Raw genomic sequence first — 15,545 nt, forward strand, 5'->3', positions numbered from 1 at the left:
TCAGCTCGCCGGGTACACGGTCACCGCGCCGGTGGCGGTGTCGTAGTCGATGCGGCCGCGTTCGAACGTGCTGCGGCGGCCGCCGGGGATGGCGACCTCGTCGGAGGTCGGGTAGCCGAGCGTGGATTTCTCCCCGCCGAGGGAGAGCCACTTGGTGCGGATCGCGCCGAAGACGGCGTGCGCCCCGGCGCGGTCGATCGAATAGATCGCGCCGCCGCCCGCGAAGTTCACGAACCGGCCCGCCTTGTCGGACGTGCAGGCCTCGTCCGTGACCGGCACGCCGAGCGCGGGATGGCCGCCGAGACGCAGGTAGACGGCCAGGATCTCCGGCGACGCGCACGCGGTGCCACGGCCGGCCGTGAGCGGGTGCACCGCGCCGCCTCGGCTCCAGTAACTGCGGAAGGCGACCTGCCCGGGTGCGCTCCGGCGCTGGAAGTCCCGGTACCGCACGGCTCCGTCGACCTGCTCCGGACGCAGCGGCGAGACCAGCAGGTCGGTGTAGGGGTCGTAGTCGGGCAGGTACTTGTTCAGCCAGTTGACCGTGATCTCGGTGGAGTCCGGCAGTGGTTCGGTGACCCACCAGTAGAACTCGACGCCGAGCCCGGCCCGGCCGTCGGCCTGCCGGGTCAGGAAGTCGGCGCCGCCCCGGAGGGTCACCCCGGCCCCGGGCAGGATGTTGTCGACGCACCACGTGGCGTTCCAGCCGAAGTCGATGGTCCCGTCGGTGGGCAGCACGGCGACCTGCGTCTTCTTGCCGTCGTGGTACCGCGCGAGGTAGTGGTTCGGTTTCGTGGGCGACTCCAGCGAGAAACAGCCTTCGCCCGCCTGCCCGGCGACGACCCGCCAGGTCGCGTCGAGCCCCTCACCCGGCGCGGGCTCCGCGGCCCCCGGCTTGACGACCACCCCGTCGGCGGTCTCCCGCAGGTACTGCCCGGCGATGTTGCCGTTGAGCGGGGCCGTCCAATCGGGACGGCTGGCCGCGCGGGCCGTCCTGGGCGCGCGGGACGACCCGGCGGCCGCTAGCCGGGAATACGAACGGTCACTGGCGGCCGCGTTCGTCGGCTACTTCGAGACGTCGCGGCACGCGGCCCGCCGGTACCACCTCACCTGGCGCGTACTCGCGGCCGGCGCGGGCAGCGAGCACTCCTTCTACGTGAAGGGACGCCGGGCCGTGGTGCTGCCCGAAGGCGTGTCCGCACTCGCCGGGGCGGAACCCCTGGAACTGCCGGCCGCCGCCCGGGCCCGGGTGCTGCCCTTCCTCGCGGCCTGCGACGAAGTGTGCCTGTCGGTCGTCCGGGGTGACTGGCCGTTCCTGGCCCGGATGTTCACCGTCGACCGGGCGGAAAGACTGCTGCTCAGGCCCGCGATCGGGTTCTTCGCCGCCCTCGCGGCCGGTCGCGACGGCCCGGCGCGCGGGGCCGCGTCCGTCGCCGCGGCCATCGAACTCGCGACGCTCGGCACGCTGGCCTTCGTCGGTCCCGCCGCCGCACCGCGGGAGGTGCGCGGTGTCGACTGGGAGTCCGCGACGACCGTGCTCGCCGGTGACTACCTGCTGGGCCAGGCGTCGCGGCTGATCGCGGCGGCGGCGCCCGGACTCGCCTGGTCCTTTTCGGATTGGCTGGGTGAGCTGACCTCGCTGCGGGCCGCCGTCGTGACGACCGGGGCCGGTGCCGAAGCGGTCTTCGCCTCGCTGTTCGAGTTCCCCCTGCGCATCGGGGCGGCCCTCGGCGGCGCGGACGCCGAGGCGTTCCGGACCTGCGGGGCGACCTTGGGCAGGCTGTTCCTCCGCGTCGAAGACGTCCTGGCCCTGCGAGGTGACCGGACCCGGCTCGACACCACCCTGCCGGACCTCCTGGAAGGCCGGATCTCGGCGCTGCCCGAGCTGCTCGCGGTGCCGGGCCTGACGGCCGGGGCACTGCCGCCGCACGCTCTCCGGGCCGCCGTGGCGGCCGCGCGGGAGACCTGCGCCGAGTTCGAGCGGGACGTCGACCGGCTCCCGGACCCGTTCGCCCGCGGCCTGCTGGGTGCCGTCGGAGCCTGGGTGGCCGCTCCGGTCAGTACACCAGCAGGTCCGGCGTGAACGCGGGGTTCTGCGGTGGGTTGGTCACCTTGAGAGTGCAGTTCATGAACCACGGCGTCCACATGTTGTTGGCATGCTTGTGGAACTCCAGCGACAGGGAGAACGACCTGCTCAGCATCAACCCGGCCGTGCCTTCGTTGCCTGCCGAGAACAACTGGGAGCGGGCCCAGAACTCGATCGTCCCGGAGTCCGGGGGCCAGATCTGCTCCCAGACGAAGCCGTCGTCCTTCGACAGCTCGGTGGCGTTCCACGCGGTCACCGGGATCATCCCCCTGCCGCGGACGCCGTCGTAGCCGACCGACCGCAGCAGGCTGCGCGTGACGGCGTTCAGGACGATCTTCCCGGAGATGTCGGTTATCGAGAAGTATTCGCCTGCCGCTACGCCGCTCGGCCCGGTGAACCCCGCCACCACGGTCACCTGCTGGGGCGCAACGCCCGGGAACGAGCAGATGTAGAGCAGACCGGGAGGCGAGCCGAACGTCTCGTCCGCCCGGGCCGGGCCGGCGGTTCCGGCGAGGACGAGGACCGTCACGGCGGCCGTCGCCAGGAAACGGCGGATGTTCATCTGCCCTCCAGGTGTGCCTCGGTGCTACCTCGGTTTCGTCGCCGCCTTCTTCGCCGCCGCGGCGGATGGTCCCGAACCCGGCGGGTTGGTGAGGGGCGGACAGTCGGCGGGGTCGGGTGTGTCGCAGCCCAGGAGGTTGTAGAGGTAGATGTCGGCCTGGTTGCCCGGGCCTGAGCTCATTCCTTCGAGCAGCGGGCTCAGGTCCTGTCCGCCGGTGCCGCAGCCCGAGAAACCCGGCAACGTGAAGCCACCCGCCTCCCTGGTGTCGACGTGGCCTTTGCCGCCCGGCTCGAACGGGTCGTACGGCCCGCTCACCTTGAGCTGCACCGGGTCCTTCGTCATGCAGTCGGGACCGAGGTCGAGCGGGACACCGTTGATCTCCGCGTGGCTCATCCGGGCTTTGACTTCCACCGTCGCGCGCATGAAAGTGAGCCCGGTGGCCTCGTCGGTGTACAGGCCGCCGGTCACCGCGATCATCCTGGAGTTCTGGTAGTCGACCGGAAGGAACTCGACGGTCGCGGTCACCGGCACGAAGCCGAAGCCGAGGAACGTCACGGTGACCGGGCTGAACGCGGTCGAGCCGGTGATCCACGAGTCGCCGGTGTCGATGTTCACGTTGATGAACCCGTTGACGATGAAGGACGGGGTGGAGACGACGGTGGCGCCCAGCTTCTTGACCGTCGAGTTCGAGATCACGCTGACCAGGCCGAGCGGCTGGGTGTACACGTTGGGAGGCGGCTCTTCGTCCATGGTCTTCACGCCGCCGAGGGCGGCCGGCTGCTTCTGCTCGGTGCCCGGTGTCACCTTCGGCAGCACCATGATCTTGCCGAGCGTGGCCTGCTGGCCTTCGTCGAGCGTGCACGCGACCTTCGGCGGCGCCGTGGTGGCCGGGGGCGCGTCGGCGGCCGGGACGGCTTCGAGCGTGAGGGTCGGCGCGGTGACGTCGAACGTGACGGCGCCGATGGTGTTGATCGCGATCTCCGGCACGGTGCCGGTCGCGGTCAGGACGACGTCGCCGGTCTCCGGCAGCGGGGTCGGGGCCACGACGAGGGAAACCGGGACCTTGTCCGAACGGTCGCCCTGGTGGACGGCGAGGTCGAGCTGCACCGTTCCGCGCAGCGCACCGGTCGTGGCGCCGGCGGGCAGGAACGAGAGCGCGATGTCGCGGGGGAGGCTCAGCTTGACGGCGTAGGCGCCGATCGTCGCCGACGTGCCGGTCTTCGCCTGCGCGGGCAGCGTCGCCGTCGTCTCGACGGTGAGCGCGCGCGGGCCGAGCGGGTCGGCGAACGGGCAGTGCACGGAGACCGACGTGCTCGCCTGGGTGTCGGGCGGGACCGCCGGGCCGGGAGCGGCCGAACCGACCCCCGTCAGTGCGCCGTTCGCCGCGGACAGCAGGCCGGCGGCCGCCAGCGCGGTCACCGTGACGGAGCGGGGCCGGACTCGACGTGGCATCGGTTTCCCTGTGTGTTCGGTGGTGCGGAAAACGGAAATCCCGGCGCGGGCCCTCGCGAGGGGCCCGCGCCGGGAACCGGCGTCAGGAGACGGTGATGCTGGGGCTGAACGCGGTGTTCTGCGCCGGGTTGGTGACCTTCAGGTTGCAGGTCATCGACCACGGCGACCAGGTGTTGGTGGCCTTCTTGTGGAACTCGACGCTTGCCGCCACCGGGCTGCTCATCGACAGCGTGTCGGTGCCCGCCGTCGCCGGCGCGGTGTAGGTCGGGACCGAGGAGGTCGCGACCTGCGAGATGTTCACCGTGATCGGGCCACCCGCCGGGTAGATGGTCTCCGGGATGCTGAGCCCGGTGGCCGCCGGCTGCGACAGCGTGCCCGACGCCGCCGTCACCGGCACGCTGGCGACGCCGCGGATGCCGTCGTAGCCGACCGCGGTGAGCAGCGCGTGGACACCGGCGCTGATCGTCGCGGTGCCGCCCACGTTGGTCGGGGTGAGGGTGCCGCCGGCCGCGACGCTGTCCTCGGCGTCGAGGTGCGAGGTGACGAGGACCGGCTGCGGCGTGATGCCCGGGAACGTGCAGGTGTAGGTCAGGGGCGTGGTGCCGCCGGCGGTGTAGGTGACCGTGGCGGCGGCCGCGGTGCCCGCGGTCAGCACCGCGATGGCGCCGATGGCGGTAGCGGTGGTCGCGATTCCGGCGGACAGCCTGCTGAGTCGGGACATACCCATCTCCTTTGATTCAGTACAGTCTCGGCTTTGGCTGATCGATTGCTCGCCGTCGTTGCTCTCCGATCACGTTCGCCCGCCCCCATTGCCCCGAGCGGCGGGACGTGAATTCACCGACGTGCGAGGTGGAGGTCCATCTGCCGGGAATGAGGCTACTCGCGAGTTCATTACGGAACAAGACTTCGTGGCATCGTCAGCCCGCCGCACCGAGGTGGTCCGGGTTTCTTGTTCGCTCTCGCGCAGGACCGGCGGCGGCTTCATCGGATTTTGACAAAGAACCACCGCGCGGCCGAACGGCGCCGGGAACGGTCTACCATTCACGATCTTGCCGAAGCAATCGGGGATAACGAAACAGGAGAAAGGAGACTACCGTGCCACTTACTTCACGATGCGAACGGGTAACGCTCAGGGGAGCCGCATTGACGGTCTCGGCGGCGCTGGCCCTGTCACTGTGCGCATCGCCCGCGTCCGCGGTCACCACCGGCGGTGCGATCGGGTGGGGGAAGCAGGACTACGGCATCGTGAACCCGCCGCCGAACGTGCTGTCCGGGGTCTCCGCCTTGTCTGCGGGCAGCACGACCGTACTGGCCCTGCAGAGCGGCGCCGTCTTCGCGTGGGGCGCGAACAACTGGGGCGCCAACGTGGTCCCCGCCGACGCGAAGTCCGGGGTCAGCCAGATCTCCTCCGGCTGGGGCCACGAGCTCGCCCTCAAGAACGGCAAGGTCATCGCCTGGGGCAACAACTGGTACGGCCAAACGACACTGCCGGCCTCGGTGAGCAGCGGCGTCATCGCGATCGCGACGTCCAACATGCACAGCCTGGCCTTGAAGCAGGGTGGGCAGGTGGTGAGCTGGGGGACACGGACCGACGTGCCGGTGGCCGCGCAGTCCGGGGTGACCGCGATTTCCGCCGGGGGCGACCACAACCTCGTCCTCAAGAACGGCGGAGTGCTGGCCTGGGGCAGCAACTCCTACGGGCAGGCGACCGTCCCGGCCGGACTGTCCTCGGGGGTCACGGCGATCTCGGCCGGGTTCAACCACAGCCTGGCGCTCAAGGGCGGCCGCGTCTATGCGTGGGGTCAGGACAACTACCACCAGACCGACGTCCCGGAGGCGGCGCTGTCCGACGTTGCGGGCATCGATGCCGGGTTCAACCACAACCTGGCGTTCAAGACCAACGGCGACATCATCGCCTGGGGCTCGGATTTCGTCACCGAGTCGGAGCCGACGACGTGCGGGCCGGTGTTCGCCGTCTCCGCCGGGGACAACGACAGCTTCGTGCTGAAGGAGGATCCCGGCGCGCCCTGCTGAACGGACGGGTGGCGGGCGGTGCGCCCGCCACCCGGTTGGTCAGCTCTGCGGGGCGGTCAGGTCGAGCGAAATCGTGTTGCCCGGCCCGGAAACCAGCGCGCCGAGCGCGAGATCGGCGATGAAGCAGTTGTTGAACTCGGGGATGGTGTAGGTCGAGCTGAGCGAGATGGTCGGCGACGTGATGTCGATGTTCGGCGCGACCAGGTTCAGTTCGACCGGGGTCTTCGTCCGGCAGGCACCCGGCAGGGTCGGCAGCGGGATGGTCGGGGCGCTGAGGATGCCGAAGTAGATGTCGGAGATCTCCATGTTCGCCTTGGCGTGCGTGGTCAGCGTGCCGTCGGCGATGGTGCCGGTGGCCGGCCCGAGCGGGACGACACTCACCTTGGCCTTGACCCGGAACAGACCGGAGACCAGGGAGAAGTCGGCCTGCGACGGCGGCAGCGTCAGGTTCGCGCTGAGGCCGACCGAGCCGGTCTGGTCGTCGATGATGAGGTTGCCCTGGAGGGTGCCGGGGCCGAGCTTCATGGTGCTGCCGGTCTTCTTCACCGTGGTGGTGCCGGCGACGTTGTAGGACACGGGGATCTCGATGACGTCGGCCGAAGCCGGCGTCACGGCCACCCCGCCGAGCACGACGGCCGCCGCCGACGTGAGCACGGCCAGTCTCTTCAGCTGCGTTGCCACGGACATGGTTGTCCTCCTTTTGCGTTTCCCGTCCGTTTTCGGGTGCTCCCGGAAACGGTGACGTGCGGTATTGCGACGGGCCGGGTCAGCGCGGTTCGAGCTCGGTGACGACCCAGCCGCCGCTGGTGTGCTCCGCGGTCACGGAAAGCTGAGCCGCGGCGCTGTCGGTTGCATTGTTGTCGGCCCGGACAGCTGATTGGTCGAGAAAGACGAGTAACTTCGCGTGACCATTCCGCAGGTCCTGAACGGCGATCGCGGAAACGCGCGAAGTGAGGACCAGTTTCTGTGCCGGAGCTTTCTCCCGAACCTGTGCGAAGAGCTTGTCGTAGGAATCCTTGGCGGACCCCCGCAACACGGCGGCGGCGGCCTTCTCGGTGACGTCGGTCCGGTCGTAGGAATACGAGAAGATCCGGTTCATCGCGAGGGTGACGGCGGAGGTGACGTCGGCGGTCGCCCCGACGTCGGTCAGCGCCAGGTTGGCGGCGGCGGGGTCGGCCGCCGCGGACCGGGCCTCGACGGTGAACCACGCCCCGGCCCCGGCGAGGAGGACGGCGGCGGCGAGCAGGATGACGGGCAGCCGCAGCCAGGCGGGGCGGGTCCTGGCCGGGGCTTCGGTGGTTTCGTCCGGGGTGACATCGGCCTGGGGTGCCGGGTCGCCGGGGTCGCCGGGTTCGGCTGACGGGTCTTCCGCGGCTTGTCGTGAGTGGTAAGGCGGGTTAGAACCCTCCTCACCACTCACGACAGCCGCGGCAGATCCGCTGTCCTGTGCGACCTCGGCCGGCTCGTCCACCTCGGTCTTCGCGCGGCTCATCGGGCACCCACCGGCAGCTGGTCCAGCGCGCTCAGCTTCCACCCGTCCGGCGTCCGGCTCAGTGCCGCGGCGAACCGGTTGCGCTTCACCGCCGGGGCCGTGCCCTGCTTGGCCATCGTGATCTCCACCGAGGCCAGCATCTTCGCCGTGCCCGCGTGGTCGTCCAGCTCGCTCAGTGCCGCGTCCAGCACCCGGCCCGTCGCCACCGTGGCGTTCGCCGCCAAGGTCTTCTTCGTCGTCTCGTCCGTGCGGGCCAGCTGGTCGTGCAGCGGGCCCGTCGAGGCCGACAGCCACTTGCCAAGGCCACCGTCGACGTCGTGGTAGTCTAGCGTGTTCAGCTCGGCCACCAGCGTGCGGCCGGCGGTCAGCGCCTCGTCGCGGGCCGTCCCGTACGTCACCGAGGTCGCGTGGGCCGCCGAGTACCACGAGTATCCCGACCAGCCGGCGAACACCGCCGCCGAGGCGGCCAGCACCACCGGCACGAGCTTCAGCGCAGCCACAGCATCTCCTCGAGGCTCGTCGCCGTCGCCTGTGTCCCGAGCCCGAGCGGGCCGGTCAGCCCGCCCGGCAGCACCGCGGCCGGGACCGGCGGGTGCGGCGCGTTCTGCGAGCCGCGCACCGAGCTCGGGTCGCCGTACGGGAGCGTGCAGGCCGCGTCGGTGTTGAACGGCATCGGCGAGAGGTCGTCGCTCGGCCGCCGCGGTGTCTTCTCGTAGCCCTGACGGCAGGGCGGCGGGTCGTTGAAGTTCAGCACCAGCCCCATCCGCAGCTGGTCGCCCTGGTCGGTCAACGCCGACCCGACCGCCGCGACCGCGCGGGGCATGTCCGACAGCAGCTGCTCCTCCGCCGGGGTGCGGGTGCCGAACACCCGGGCCGTCGTCAGCAGGTTGGCCAGCAGGATCGGCAGGCCCGGGTCGTTCTCCTTCAGCAGGCCCCCGAGCTCGGACGCGGCCGGCGGGGCGGCCGTGATCAGCCGCCGCAGGTCGCCGTCGGAGCTCGCCAGCTGCTGGGCGAAGACGCGGGCGTTGCTGCTGAACGAACGCCACTCCCCGGACGAGTCGAGCTGGGTCCGCAGCACCGTCGCGCCGTCGCCGATCAGCTTCGACGTCTGCGGCAGGTGGCTGCTTGCCTCCTGCGTGAACGTCGTCGCCGAGTCCATCAGCGTCTGCAGGTCAGGGCCCGCGCCGCGCAGGGCGTCGTCGAGCTCGTTGACCACCGTGCGCAGGTCCTGGGTCGGCACCGACGCGGTGAACGAGTCCAGGTCGGTCAGCAGGCTGTTCACCGGCAGCGGCAGCGTCGTCGACTCCCGCCGGATGACCGAGCTGCCGTCGAGGTAGGGCGCGTCGGCCGTGCGGGGCTGCAGGTCGACGTACTGCTCGCCGACCGCGGAGCGGTTCGCCACCACGGCCCGCGAGTCCGCCGGGATCGGCGGGGCCGCGTCGTCGATCAGCAGGTCCGCCTCCATCCCGGTGACGGTGAGCCGGAGCTCGCCGACCCGGCCGACGGCGACGCCGCGGTAGGTCACCTCGCCGTTGGTGAACAGCCCGCCGCCTTCGGCGAGCTCGAGCTTCACCGTGTAGCTGCCGGAGCCGAACAGCCGGCCCAGCCCGGCGTAGTTCGCGCCGACGAACGCGGTGGTGGCCAGTGCGATCACGACGAACAGGACGACCTGGACGCGTACTCTGCGGCTCAGCATCAGCGGCCTCCGGAGGTGACCGGGGCGGTGCTGCTCGGCAGCGGGAAGACCGGCAGGCCCGGCGGGACGCCCTCGCCGAGCGGGGGCAGCGGCACGCCGGGCGCCGGGATCATCGAGGCGTACGCGTTGATGTAATCACCCTTCACCGCGCCCAGCACCGAGTCGGGGAACGGGAACGTCGGCAGCATCTGCAGCGACTGCGGCAGGTTCTTCCCGGCGTCGGCCAGCTGCCCCAGGATCGGCGCCAGCGCACGCAGGTCGGCCACCATGTCGGCGCGGCTGCGGTCGACGACGTCCGTGGCCACCGTGCCGAGCCGGTCCAGCGCCTGCAGCATCGACACGAGCTGGGTGCGCTGGTCGCGGAGGGTCTGCAGGCCCGGCGTCAGGTCGGTCAGCGCGCCGGAGATCTGCTCGTGGCGGTTCGCCAGCGTGGCCGAGAGCCGGTTCAGCCCGTCGAGCGCCGCGGTGATGTCCGTGCGGTGGGCGTCCAGGTCGGTCATCAGGGTGTTCACCCCGGAGAGGAAGGACCGGATCTGGTCTTCGTTGCCGTCCATCACCTTCGACAGTTCACGGTTGATCGTCTGCAGCTGCCCGATCCCGCCGCCGTTGAGCAGCAGGGAAAGCGCGCCGAAGATCTCTTCGAACTCGGGGTTGCGGTTGGTGCGGTCGAGGGTGATCGTGGCGCCGTTCGCCAGCCGCCCGTTCCCGGCGGCGTTCTGCGCTTCGCCGTCCGGGGGAGCCAGCTCGACGAACTTCTCGCCGAGCAGGCTGGACTGGCGCAGCCGCGCGACCGCGTTCGCGGGCAGGACGACGTCGCCGTTGACCTCCAGGACCGTTTCGGCCGTCCAGCCGTCCCCGCCCAGCCGGACATCCCGCACCCGGCCCACCGGCACGTCGCCGACCTTCACCGCGGCCTGCGGCACCAGGTCGAGCACGTCGGCGAACTGCACGGTCACCGAGTACGGGTGGTCGCCGACGTCGGCGCCGCCCGGCAGCGGCAGGTCGTAGACACCCTTGAACTCACCCGACGAGCAGCCCGCCAGCGTCAGGCAGCCGATGGCCACGACGGCAAGAACGCGCTTCACCGCCCGCCTCCGTTCGTGTAGACGTCGCCGGTCACCGGCAGCGGCAGCGGCTGGAGGTAGTAGTCGAAGTTGCCGCGGCCGAGCACGCGCCCGGTGGCCGGGTCGACCGACTGGAGCACGTTCGTCACCGCCAGCGGCGCGACGTCGAGCGTTTCGGCCAGGGACGCGCGCTGCTCGACGAGGGTCCGGGTGGTCGTCACCAGGTTGTCCACATTGGCCTTGAGGGCGCCGCGGTTGTCCCGGATGAACGCCTGGACGTCGCCGAGCGCGCGGCCGAGGCCGTCGAGGGCCCTGGCCAGCTCGCCGCTGTTCTCGGCGAGCGTGCCGGAGATCTGTGCCAGCTGCTGGTTGACGGTGCTCACCTGGCTGTCGTTGGTGGCCAGCATGCTGGTGAACTGCTGCAGCTCGTCGACCGTGCCGAACAGGTCGCTCGAGTTGCCGGCCAGCGTGCGGGCCAGCTGGGCGAAGTTGCGGACGCTGTCGTTGAACGCGCGGCCGTTGCCCTGCAGGGTCTGCGCGCCGGTCTTCAGCAGGTCGGACAGCGCGCCCTGGGAGTTGGCGCCGTTCGGGCCGAGCGCCTTCGAGATCGTGTCGAGGCTGGCGTAGAGCTGGTCGAGCTCCACCGGGGTGGCCGTGCGCTGGACCGGGATCGTCGCGCCGTCCGGCAGCCGCGGCCCGCCGCGGGCCGGCTTGCCGAACTGCAGGTAGCGGTCGGCGACGACGCTGGGGGCGATCACCAGGAGCGTGGTGTCCTCGGCGACGCCGACCGAGCCGTCGACGCTCATGTCCACCTGCACCTGCTCGCCGCGCGGGGTGACCTTGTCGACCTGGCCGATCCGGACGCCGAGCACGCGGACGTCCGAGCCGGGGTAGACGCCGACCGCGCGGGTGAAGTACGCCGTGACGTGGTGCTGGCCGGAGCCGGCGAACACCCACCACAGCGCCGCCGAGACGACGAGGGCGAGCAGCAGGGCGGCGGCGACGAACCGGCTCGCCAGTACGCCGGCGCGGGTGGTGGTCAGCGCGCTCACTTCGCCCCTCCCGGGTTCTTCGGTGGGATGCAGGGGTCGTGGTTCTCGGGCAGCAGCCCGCACAGGTAGGCGTCGATCCAGTGCCCGTTGCCGGTGGCGTTGGTGAGCACCCGGAAGTACGGGCCGGCCAGCTGCAGGCCCTTGGTGAGGTTGTCGTTCTGCCGCTTGAGCAGGTCGGTGACCTGGTTGAGCGACTGCAGGGCCGGCTTGAGCGCGGCGGAGTTGTCCTGCACCAGCCCGCTGAGCTGGGTCGCCAGCCGGGCCGAGCCGTCGAGCAGGGCCCGGATCGCGTCGCGGCGGCTGTTCAGCTCGGTGAGCAGCAGGTTGCCGTCGCCGATCAGCTTCTCGAAGTCGTCGTTCGAGTTCGCCAGCGTCGTGGTCAGCTTCCGCGCGTTCGCCAGCAGCTCGGCGATCTGGCTGTCGCGGCTGGAGACCGTCTTGGACAGCTGGCTCAGTCCGTCGAGCGCGCTGCGGACGTGCTCGGGGGAGTTGCGGAAGGTGTCCGACAGCGTGGTGAAGCTGTCCGCGAGCTGCTTGGTGTCGATCGCGCCCACGGTGTCGGCGAGGCCGTTGAAGGCGTCGGTGACGTCGTAGGGCGTGACCGTCCGGGTCCGCGGGATCGGCTGGTCCGGGTTCTGGACGTCGTCGCCGGTGGGGTTCAGCGCGAGGAACTTGCGGCCCAGCAACGTCTTGATCTTGATCTCGGCCGACGTGCGGTCGCCGATCCAGGCGTTCTTCACCCGGAAGGAGATCAGGACGTGGTCGTCGGCGAGGGCGACCGTGCGGACCTCGCCGACCTTGATGCCGGCGATCCGGACCTCGTCCTCGGGCTGCAGGCCGGCGGCCTCGGAGAACTCGGCCTGGTACGTCGTGCCGCCGCCGACGATCGGGAGGTTGTCGTAGTTGAAGGTGAGGGTGAGCAGCGCGGCGAGCCCGACGCTGCCCACGACGCCGAGGGCGATCGGATTGCGTTCCTTGAAGGACTTCACGATCCGCACCTCGCCGTCTCGGTGCGCACTCCGCGCGGGGGCGAGGCTTCGAGCGTGGCGCCGCAGAGGAAGAAGTTCATCCACGATCCGTAGGAGGCGGTCCGGCCGATCTCGCCGAACTTCACGGGCAGGTTGGTCAGGAAGCTGTCCACATCGGACTGGTTCTGGGCCAGCGTGCCCGCGACCTTCTGCAGCCCGTCGATGCTTTCCTTCAGCGGCGGGCGGGCCTGCTCGAACAGCCCGGCGGTGGACTCGGTCAACGCGCCGATCCCGCTGATGGCGTCGCCGATCGCGGCGCGGTCGCCGGCCAGCCCGGAAACGAGCTGACGCAGGGTGGACACGAGGTTCGCCAGCGCGTCGCCCTTGCCGTTGACGGTGTTCAGGACCGTGTTGAGGTTCCCGATCACCTCGCCGATCACCTTGTCGCGCCCGGCGAGGGTGGTGGTCAGCGAACCGGTGTGCTGCAGCAGGCTCTCCACGGTGCCGCCTTCGCCCTGCAGGACCTGGACGATCTCGCCGGAGAGCTCGTTGACGTCGTTCGGCGACAGTGCCTGGAAGAGCGGTTTGAAGCCGTTGAAGAGGTCGGTGAGGTCCAGCGCGGGTGTCGTGCGGTCCAGCGGGATCTCGGCGCCCACGGGCAGCTGCTCCCGGGTGGCGGTGTTCCCGCGTTCCAGGGCGACGTACCGCTGGCCGACCATGTTGCGGTACTTGATGATCGCGCGGACGTCGGCGGGGAGCCGACGGCCCTGGTCGAGGGAGAACGTGACCACCGCCCGGTTGCGGTCGCCGATGTCGAGGGACTCGACCTGGCCCACGCGGACCCCGGAGATGCGCACGTCGTCGCCGACGTTGAGCGAGGTGGCGTCGAGGAACTTGGCCGTGTAGCGCTCCCCGGCGCCGACGCCGGAGTTCGTGATGGAGATGGCGAGCAGGACCGTCGCCAGTGCCGTGACGGCGATGAAGACGAGGCTTTTGACCAGTGGGCCGGCGATGTTCCTCACTTGAGCGTCACCTCCGTGCCGCGGTAGAGCGGCCCGACGAGCACGCTGCTCCAGGCCGGGACCTCGGCGGCGGGCACCCCGATCGACGGGGCGACCAGCGTGGACAGCAGCTGCTCCTCCTGCGGCGAGTTCGCGAGCCCGAGGTCGCCCCGGCCGCCGGTGAGCAGCGGGTGCTCCGCGGTGCCCGGGGCCGCCGCGGCGGTGCCGGTCGTCGGGGACACGCCGGAGGGGTAGCACCGCGGCTCGCCGCCGCCGGTGAACCGCGGGTCGTCCCGGCCCGGCAGGTACTTGTCGCTGTCGGGCACGACCGCGACCTCGGCGTGGAAGCCCGGTTCGTTCGTGCCCGCGCCGAGCACCTTGTCCATGGCGCCTCTCAGTGCGTTGAGCGAGCCGATCGTGCAGGCGAAGCTGGGGGAGTACTTCGCCGCGATCTCCAGCGGCGCGCGGCTGTCGGCGGCGAGGGAGATGAGGTTGTCGCGGTTGTTGGCCAGGAACGTGGCGACTTCCTGGGACGACGACGTCACCTGCTGGTACACCCCGGCGAGGTCGGCCTGCTTCTCCTTGACCGTGTTGAGCGTGACGGCGGAGTCGGTGAGCGCGTCCAGGAGGTCGGGCGCGATGTCGCCGTAGAGCCGGGAAACCGTCGCGAGGTCCCGGACGTCCGACGTCAGCTGCGGGAGGTCGGGGTTGAACTCCTTCAGGTAGTCCGCGGCGGTGCCGAGGGTCTTCCCGAGCTGCTCGCCGCGTCCCTCCAGGGCCGTCGAAACCGCGGTCAGCGTCGTCGCCAGCTTCTGCGGCTGGACCGCCTTCAGCACCGGCAGCAGGTTGTCGAAGACCCGTTCCAGCTCGACCGCGTTGGCCGAGTGGTCCTGCTCGATGACGTCGCCGGCGACCAGGTGCGGCGCGCGCTCGCCGTCCGGAATGGACAGCTGGACGTACCGCTCGCCGAACAGCGTCTTCGGCACGAGCAGCGCGGACACGTTGCGGGGCAGCATGTCCACTCTGTCCGGTTCGAGAGCAAGCGCTATCTCTGCGCCCTGCGGCGTCGCCCTGACCTCGCGGATCTCGCCGACCAGCACGCCGCGGGCCTTGACCTGGCCGCCGGGGGAGAGCTGGTTGCCGATCCGGCTCGCCTTGAGCGTCACCGGGACCGTGGTGACGAAGTCCTTGTCGTACACCTTGACCGACAGCGTCACGAGGACGCCCATCACGACCAGGAACAGCACGCCCGCGGTGCGGACCCCGGCCTTGCGGCGGGTTTCGCGTCTCATCCGGCCACCTGCACGGTCGTCGTCGCGCCCCAGATCGCCAGGGACAGGAAGAAGTCGAGGACACTGATCGCGACGATCGCGGTCCGCACCGCGCGGCCCACCGCGACCCCGACGCCGGCCGGGCCGCCGCTCGCGCGGAAGCCGTAGTAGCAGTGCGCCAGCACCACCACGACGCTGAACACCAGGACCTTCCCGAACGACCACAACACGTCGCCGGGAGGCAGGAACAGCAGGAAGTAGTGGTCGTAGGTGCCCGCGGACTGGCCGAAGAACCACACGGTGACCTGCCGCGAGGCGAGGTAGCTCGACAGCAGCCCGATCGCGTAGAGCGGGATGACGGCGAGGAAACCGGCGATCACCCGGGTCGTCACCAGGTACGGGACGCTCGGGATACCCATGACCTCGAGGGCGTCGATCTCCTCGGAGATCCGCATCGCGCCGAGCTGCGCGGTGAACCCGCAGCCGACGGTCGCGCTCAGCGCGAGGCCGGAGACGAGCGGCGCGATCTCGCGGGTGTTGAAGTAGGCGGAGACGAACCCGGCGAACGCCGACGTCCCGACCTGGTTCAGCGCCGAGTAGCCCTGGAGGCCGACGACCGTGCCGGTGGCCACGGTCATCCCGATCATCACACCGATCGTGCCGCCGATGACGGCCAGCGCGCCGCTGCCGAAGCTGACCTCGGCCAGCAGGCGGACGACCTCGCGCAGGTAGCGGCGCAGGGCCCGCGGGGTCCAGGCGATCGCGCGGAGGAAGAAGAGGATCTGGTCGCCGAGGGTGTCGAGAAAGCCGAACCGGCGGTCGACGGCCTCGCGTACCCGCGCCGTTCTCGGGAGTTCCGTGGTCGTCACT

The 15,545-nt window shown here is 70.7% G+C and carries 16 protein-coding genes; 2 read left to right on the top strand and 14 right to left on the bottom strand.

Features of this window, described 5'->3' with window-relative positions; all coding sequences use genetic code 11:
• Entirely contained in the window at positions 1 to 903 is a 903-nt protein-coding gene (locus BLW76_RS12295) for an AbfB domain-containing protein (RefSeq protein ID WP_091306390.1), read from the bottom strand.
• Positions 904 to 937: 34 nt separating this feature from the next.
• Between BLW76_RS12295 and BLW76_RS12300 the strand changes: the two genes are divergently transcribed.
• Positions 938 to 2,080, top strand: a complete 1,143-nt coding sequence (locus BLW76_RS12300; RefSeq protein ID WP_091306392.1) for a polyprenyl synthetase family protein — start codon at positions 938 to 940, stop codon at positions 2,078 to 2,080.
• On the opposite strand, the gene BLW76_RS12305 is transcribed toward BLW76_RS12300, so the two are convergent.
• The 3 genes from BLW76_RS12305 to BLW76_RS12315 form a co-directional block, all read right to left on the bottom strand.
• A complete protein-coding gene (locus BLW76_RS12305) occupies positions 2,055 to 2,645 on the bottom strand; it encodes a DUF6801 domain-containing protein (protein WP_091306393.1) in 591 nt (196 codons plus the stop codon). The genes BLW76_RS12300 and BLW76_RS12305 overlap by 26 nt on opposite strands.
• A gap of 24 nt (positions 2,646 to 2,669) precedes the next feature.
• The gene (locus tag BLW76_RS12310) at positions 2,670 to 4,097 is read right to left on the bottom strand and encodes a DUF6801 domain-containing protein (RefSeq protein ID WP_244170143.1); all 1,428 of its coding nucleotides are present in this window, start codon (positions 4,095 to 4,097) and stop codon (positions 2,670 to 2,672) included.
• 82 nt (positions 4,098 to 4,179) lie between these two features.
• Positions 4,180 to 4,818, bottom strand: a complete 639-nt coding sequence (locus tag BLW76_RS12315; protein WP_091306397.1) for a DUF6801 domain-containing protein — start codon at positions 4,816 to 4,818, stop codon at positions 4,180 to 4,182.
• A gap of 422 nt (positions 4,819 to 5,240) precedes the next feature.
• Here BLW76_RS12315 and BLW76_RS12320 point away from each other — a divergent pair, with 422 nt between their 5' ends.
• Positions 5,241 to 6,131, top strand: a complete 891-nt coding sequence (locus tag BLW76_RS12320) for an RCC1 domain-containing protein (protein ID WP_091306398.1) — start codon at positions 5,241 to 5,243, stop codon at positions 6,129 to 6,131.
• A 39-nt stretch (positions 6,132 to 6,170) separates the two neighbouring features.
• Here the strand turns inward: BLW76_RS12320 and BLW76_RS12325 are convergent, their stop codons facing one another.
• From BLW76_RS12325 to BLW76_RS12370, 10 genes are all read right to left on the bottom strand, one after another.
• Positions 6,171 to 6,818: a hypothetical protein gene (locus tag BLW76_RS12325; protein ID WP_091306400.1), complete on the bottom strand. Its 648-nt coding sequence runs from the start codon at positions 6,816 to 6,818 to the stop codon at positions 6,171 to 6,173.
• 79 nt (positions 6,819 to 6,897) lie between these two features.
• Positions 6,898 to 7,602 (bottom strand): hypothetical protein, encoded by a 705-nt coding sequence (locus BLW76_RS12330; RefSeq protein ID WP_244170144.1) that lies wholly within the window; start codon positions 7,600 to 7,602, stop codon positions 6,898 to 6,900.
• A gap of 17 nt (positions 7,603 to 7,619) precedes the next feature.
• The gene (locus BLW76_RS12335; RefSeq protein WP_091306402.1) at positions 7,620 to 8,123 is read right to left on the bottom strand and encodes a hypothetical protein; all 504 of its coding nucleotides are present in this window, start codon (positions 8,121 to 8,123) and stop codon (positions 7,620 to 7,622) included.
• Complete coding sequence (locus tag BLW76_RS12340) at positions 8,111 to 9,319, bottom strand: MCE family protein (protein WP_091306403.1); 1,209 nt, start codon at positions 9,317 to 9,319, stop codon at positions 8,111 to 8,113. The genes BLW76_RS12335 and BLW76_RS12340 overlap by 13 nt, the downstream gene beginning before the upstream one ends.
• Complete coding sequence (locus BLW76_RS12345; protein ID WP_091306405.1) at positions 9,319 to 10,404, bottom strand: MCE family protein; 1,086 nt, start codon at positions 10,402 to 10,404, stop codon at positions 9,319 to 9,321. The genes BLW76_RS12340 and BLW76_RS12345 overlap by 1 nt, the downstream gene beginning before the upstream one ends.
• Positions 10,401 to 11,435, bottom strand: a complete 1,035-nt coding sequence (locus tag BLW76_RS12350) for an MCE family protein (protein ID WP_091306406.1) — start codon at positions 11,433 to 11,435, stop codon at positions 10,401 to 10,403. Before BLW76_RS12350 ends, BLW76_RS12345 begins: the two co-directional genes overlap by 4 nt.
• Positions 11,432 to 12,424: an MCE family protein gene (locus tag BLW76_RS12355; protein ID WP_091319322.1), complete on the bottom strand. Its 993-nt coding sequence runs from the start codon at positions 12,422 to 12,424 to the stop codon at positions 11,432 to 11,434. Before BLW76_RS12355 ends, BLW76_RS12350 begins: the two co-directional genes overlap by 4 nt.
• Positions 12,421 to 13,425 carry an MCE family protein gene (locus tag BLW76_RS12360; protein WP_091306408.1) on the bottom strand — a complete coding sequence of 335 codons (1,005 nt, stop codon included), beginning with the start codon at positions 13,423 to 13,425 and terminating at the stop codon, positions 12,421 to 12,423. The genes BLW76_RS12355 and BLW76_RS12360 overlap by 4 nt, the downstream gene beginning before the upstream one ends.
• Complete coding sequence (locus BLW76_RS12365; RefSeq protein ID WP_091306409.1) at positions 13,422 to 14,696, bottom strand: MCE family protein; 1,275 nt, start codon at positions 14,694 to 14,696, stop codon at positions 13,422 to 13,424. The genes BLW76_RS12360 and BLW76_RS12365 overlap by 4 nt, the downstream gene beginning before the upstream one ends.
• Complete coding sequence (locus BLW76_RS12370; protein ID WP_091306411.1) at positions 14,693 to 15,544, bottom strand: MlaE family ABC transporter permease; 852 nt, start codon at positions 15,542 to 15,544, stop codon at positions 14,693 to 14,695. Before BLW76_RS12370 ends, BLW76_RS12365 begins: the two co-directional genes overlap by 4 nt.
• Position 15,545: the final 1 nt, after the last annotated feature.

It is taken from the genome of Amycolatopsis tolypomycina, assembly GCF_900105945.1.
Taxonomy (GTDB): Bacteria; Actinomycetota; Actinomycetes; order Mycobacteriales; family Pseudonocardiaceae; genus Amycolatopsis; species Amycolatopsis tolypomycina.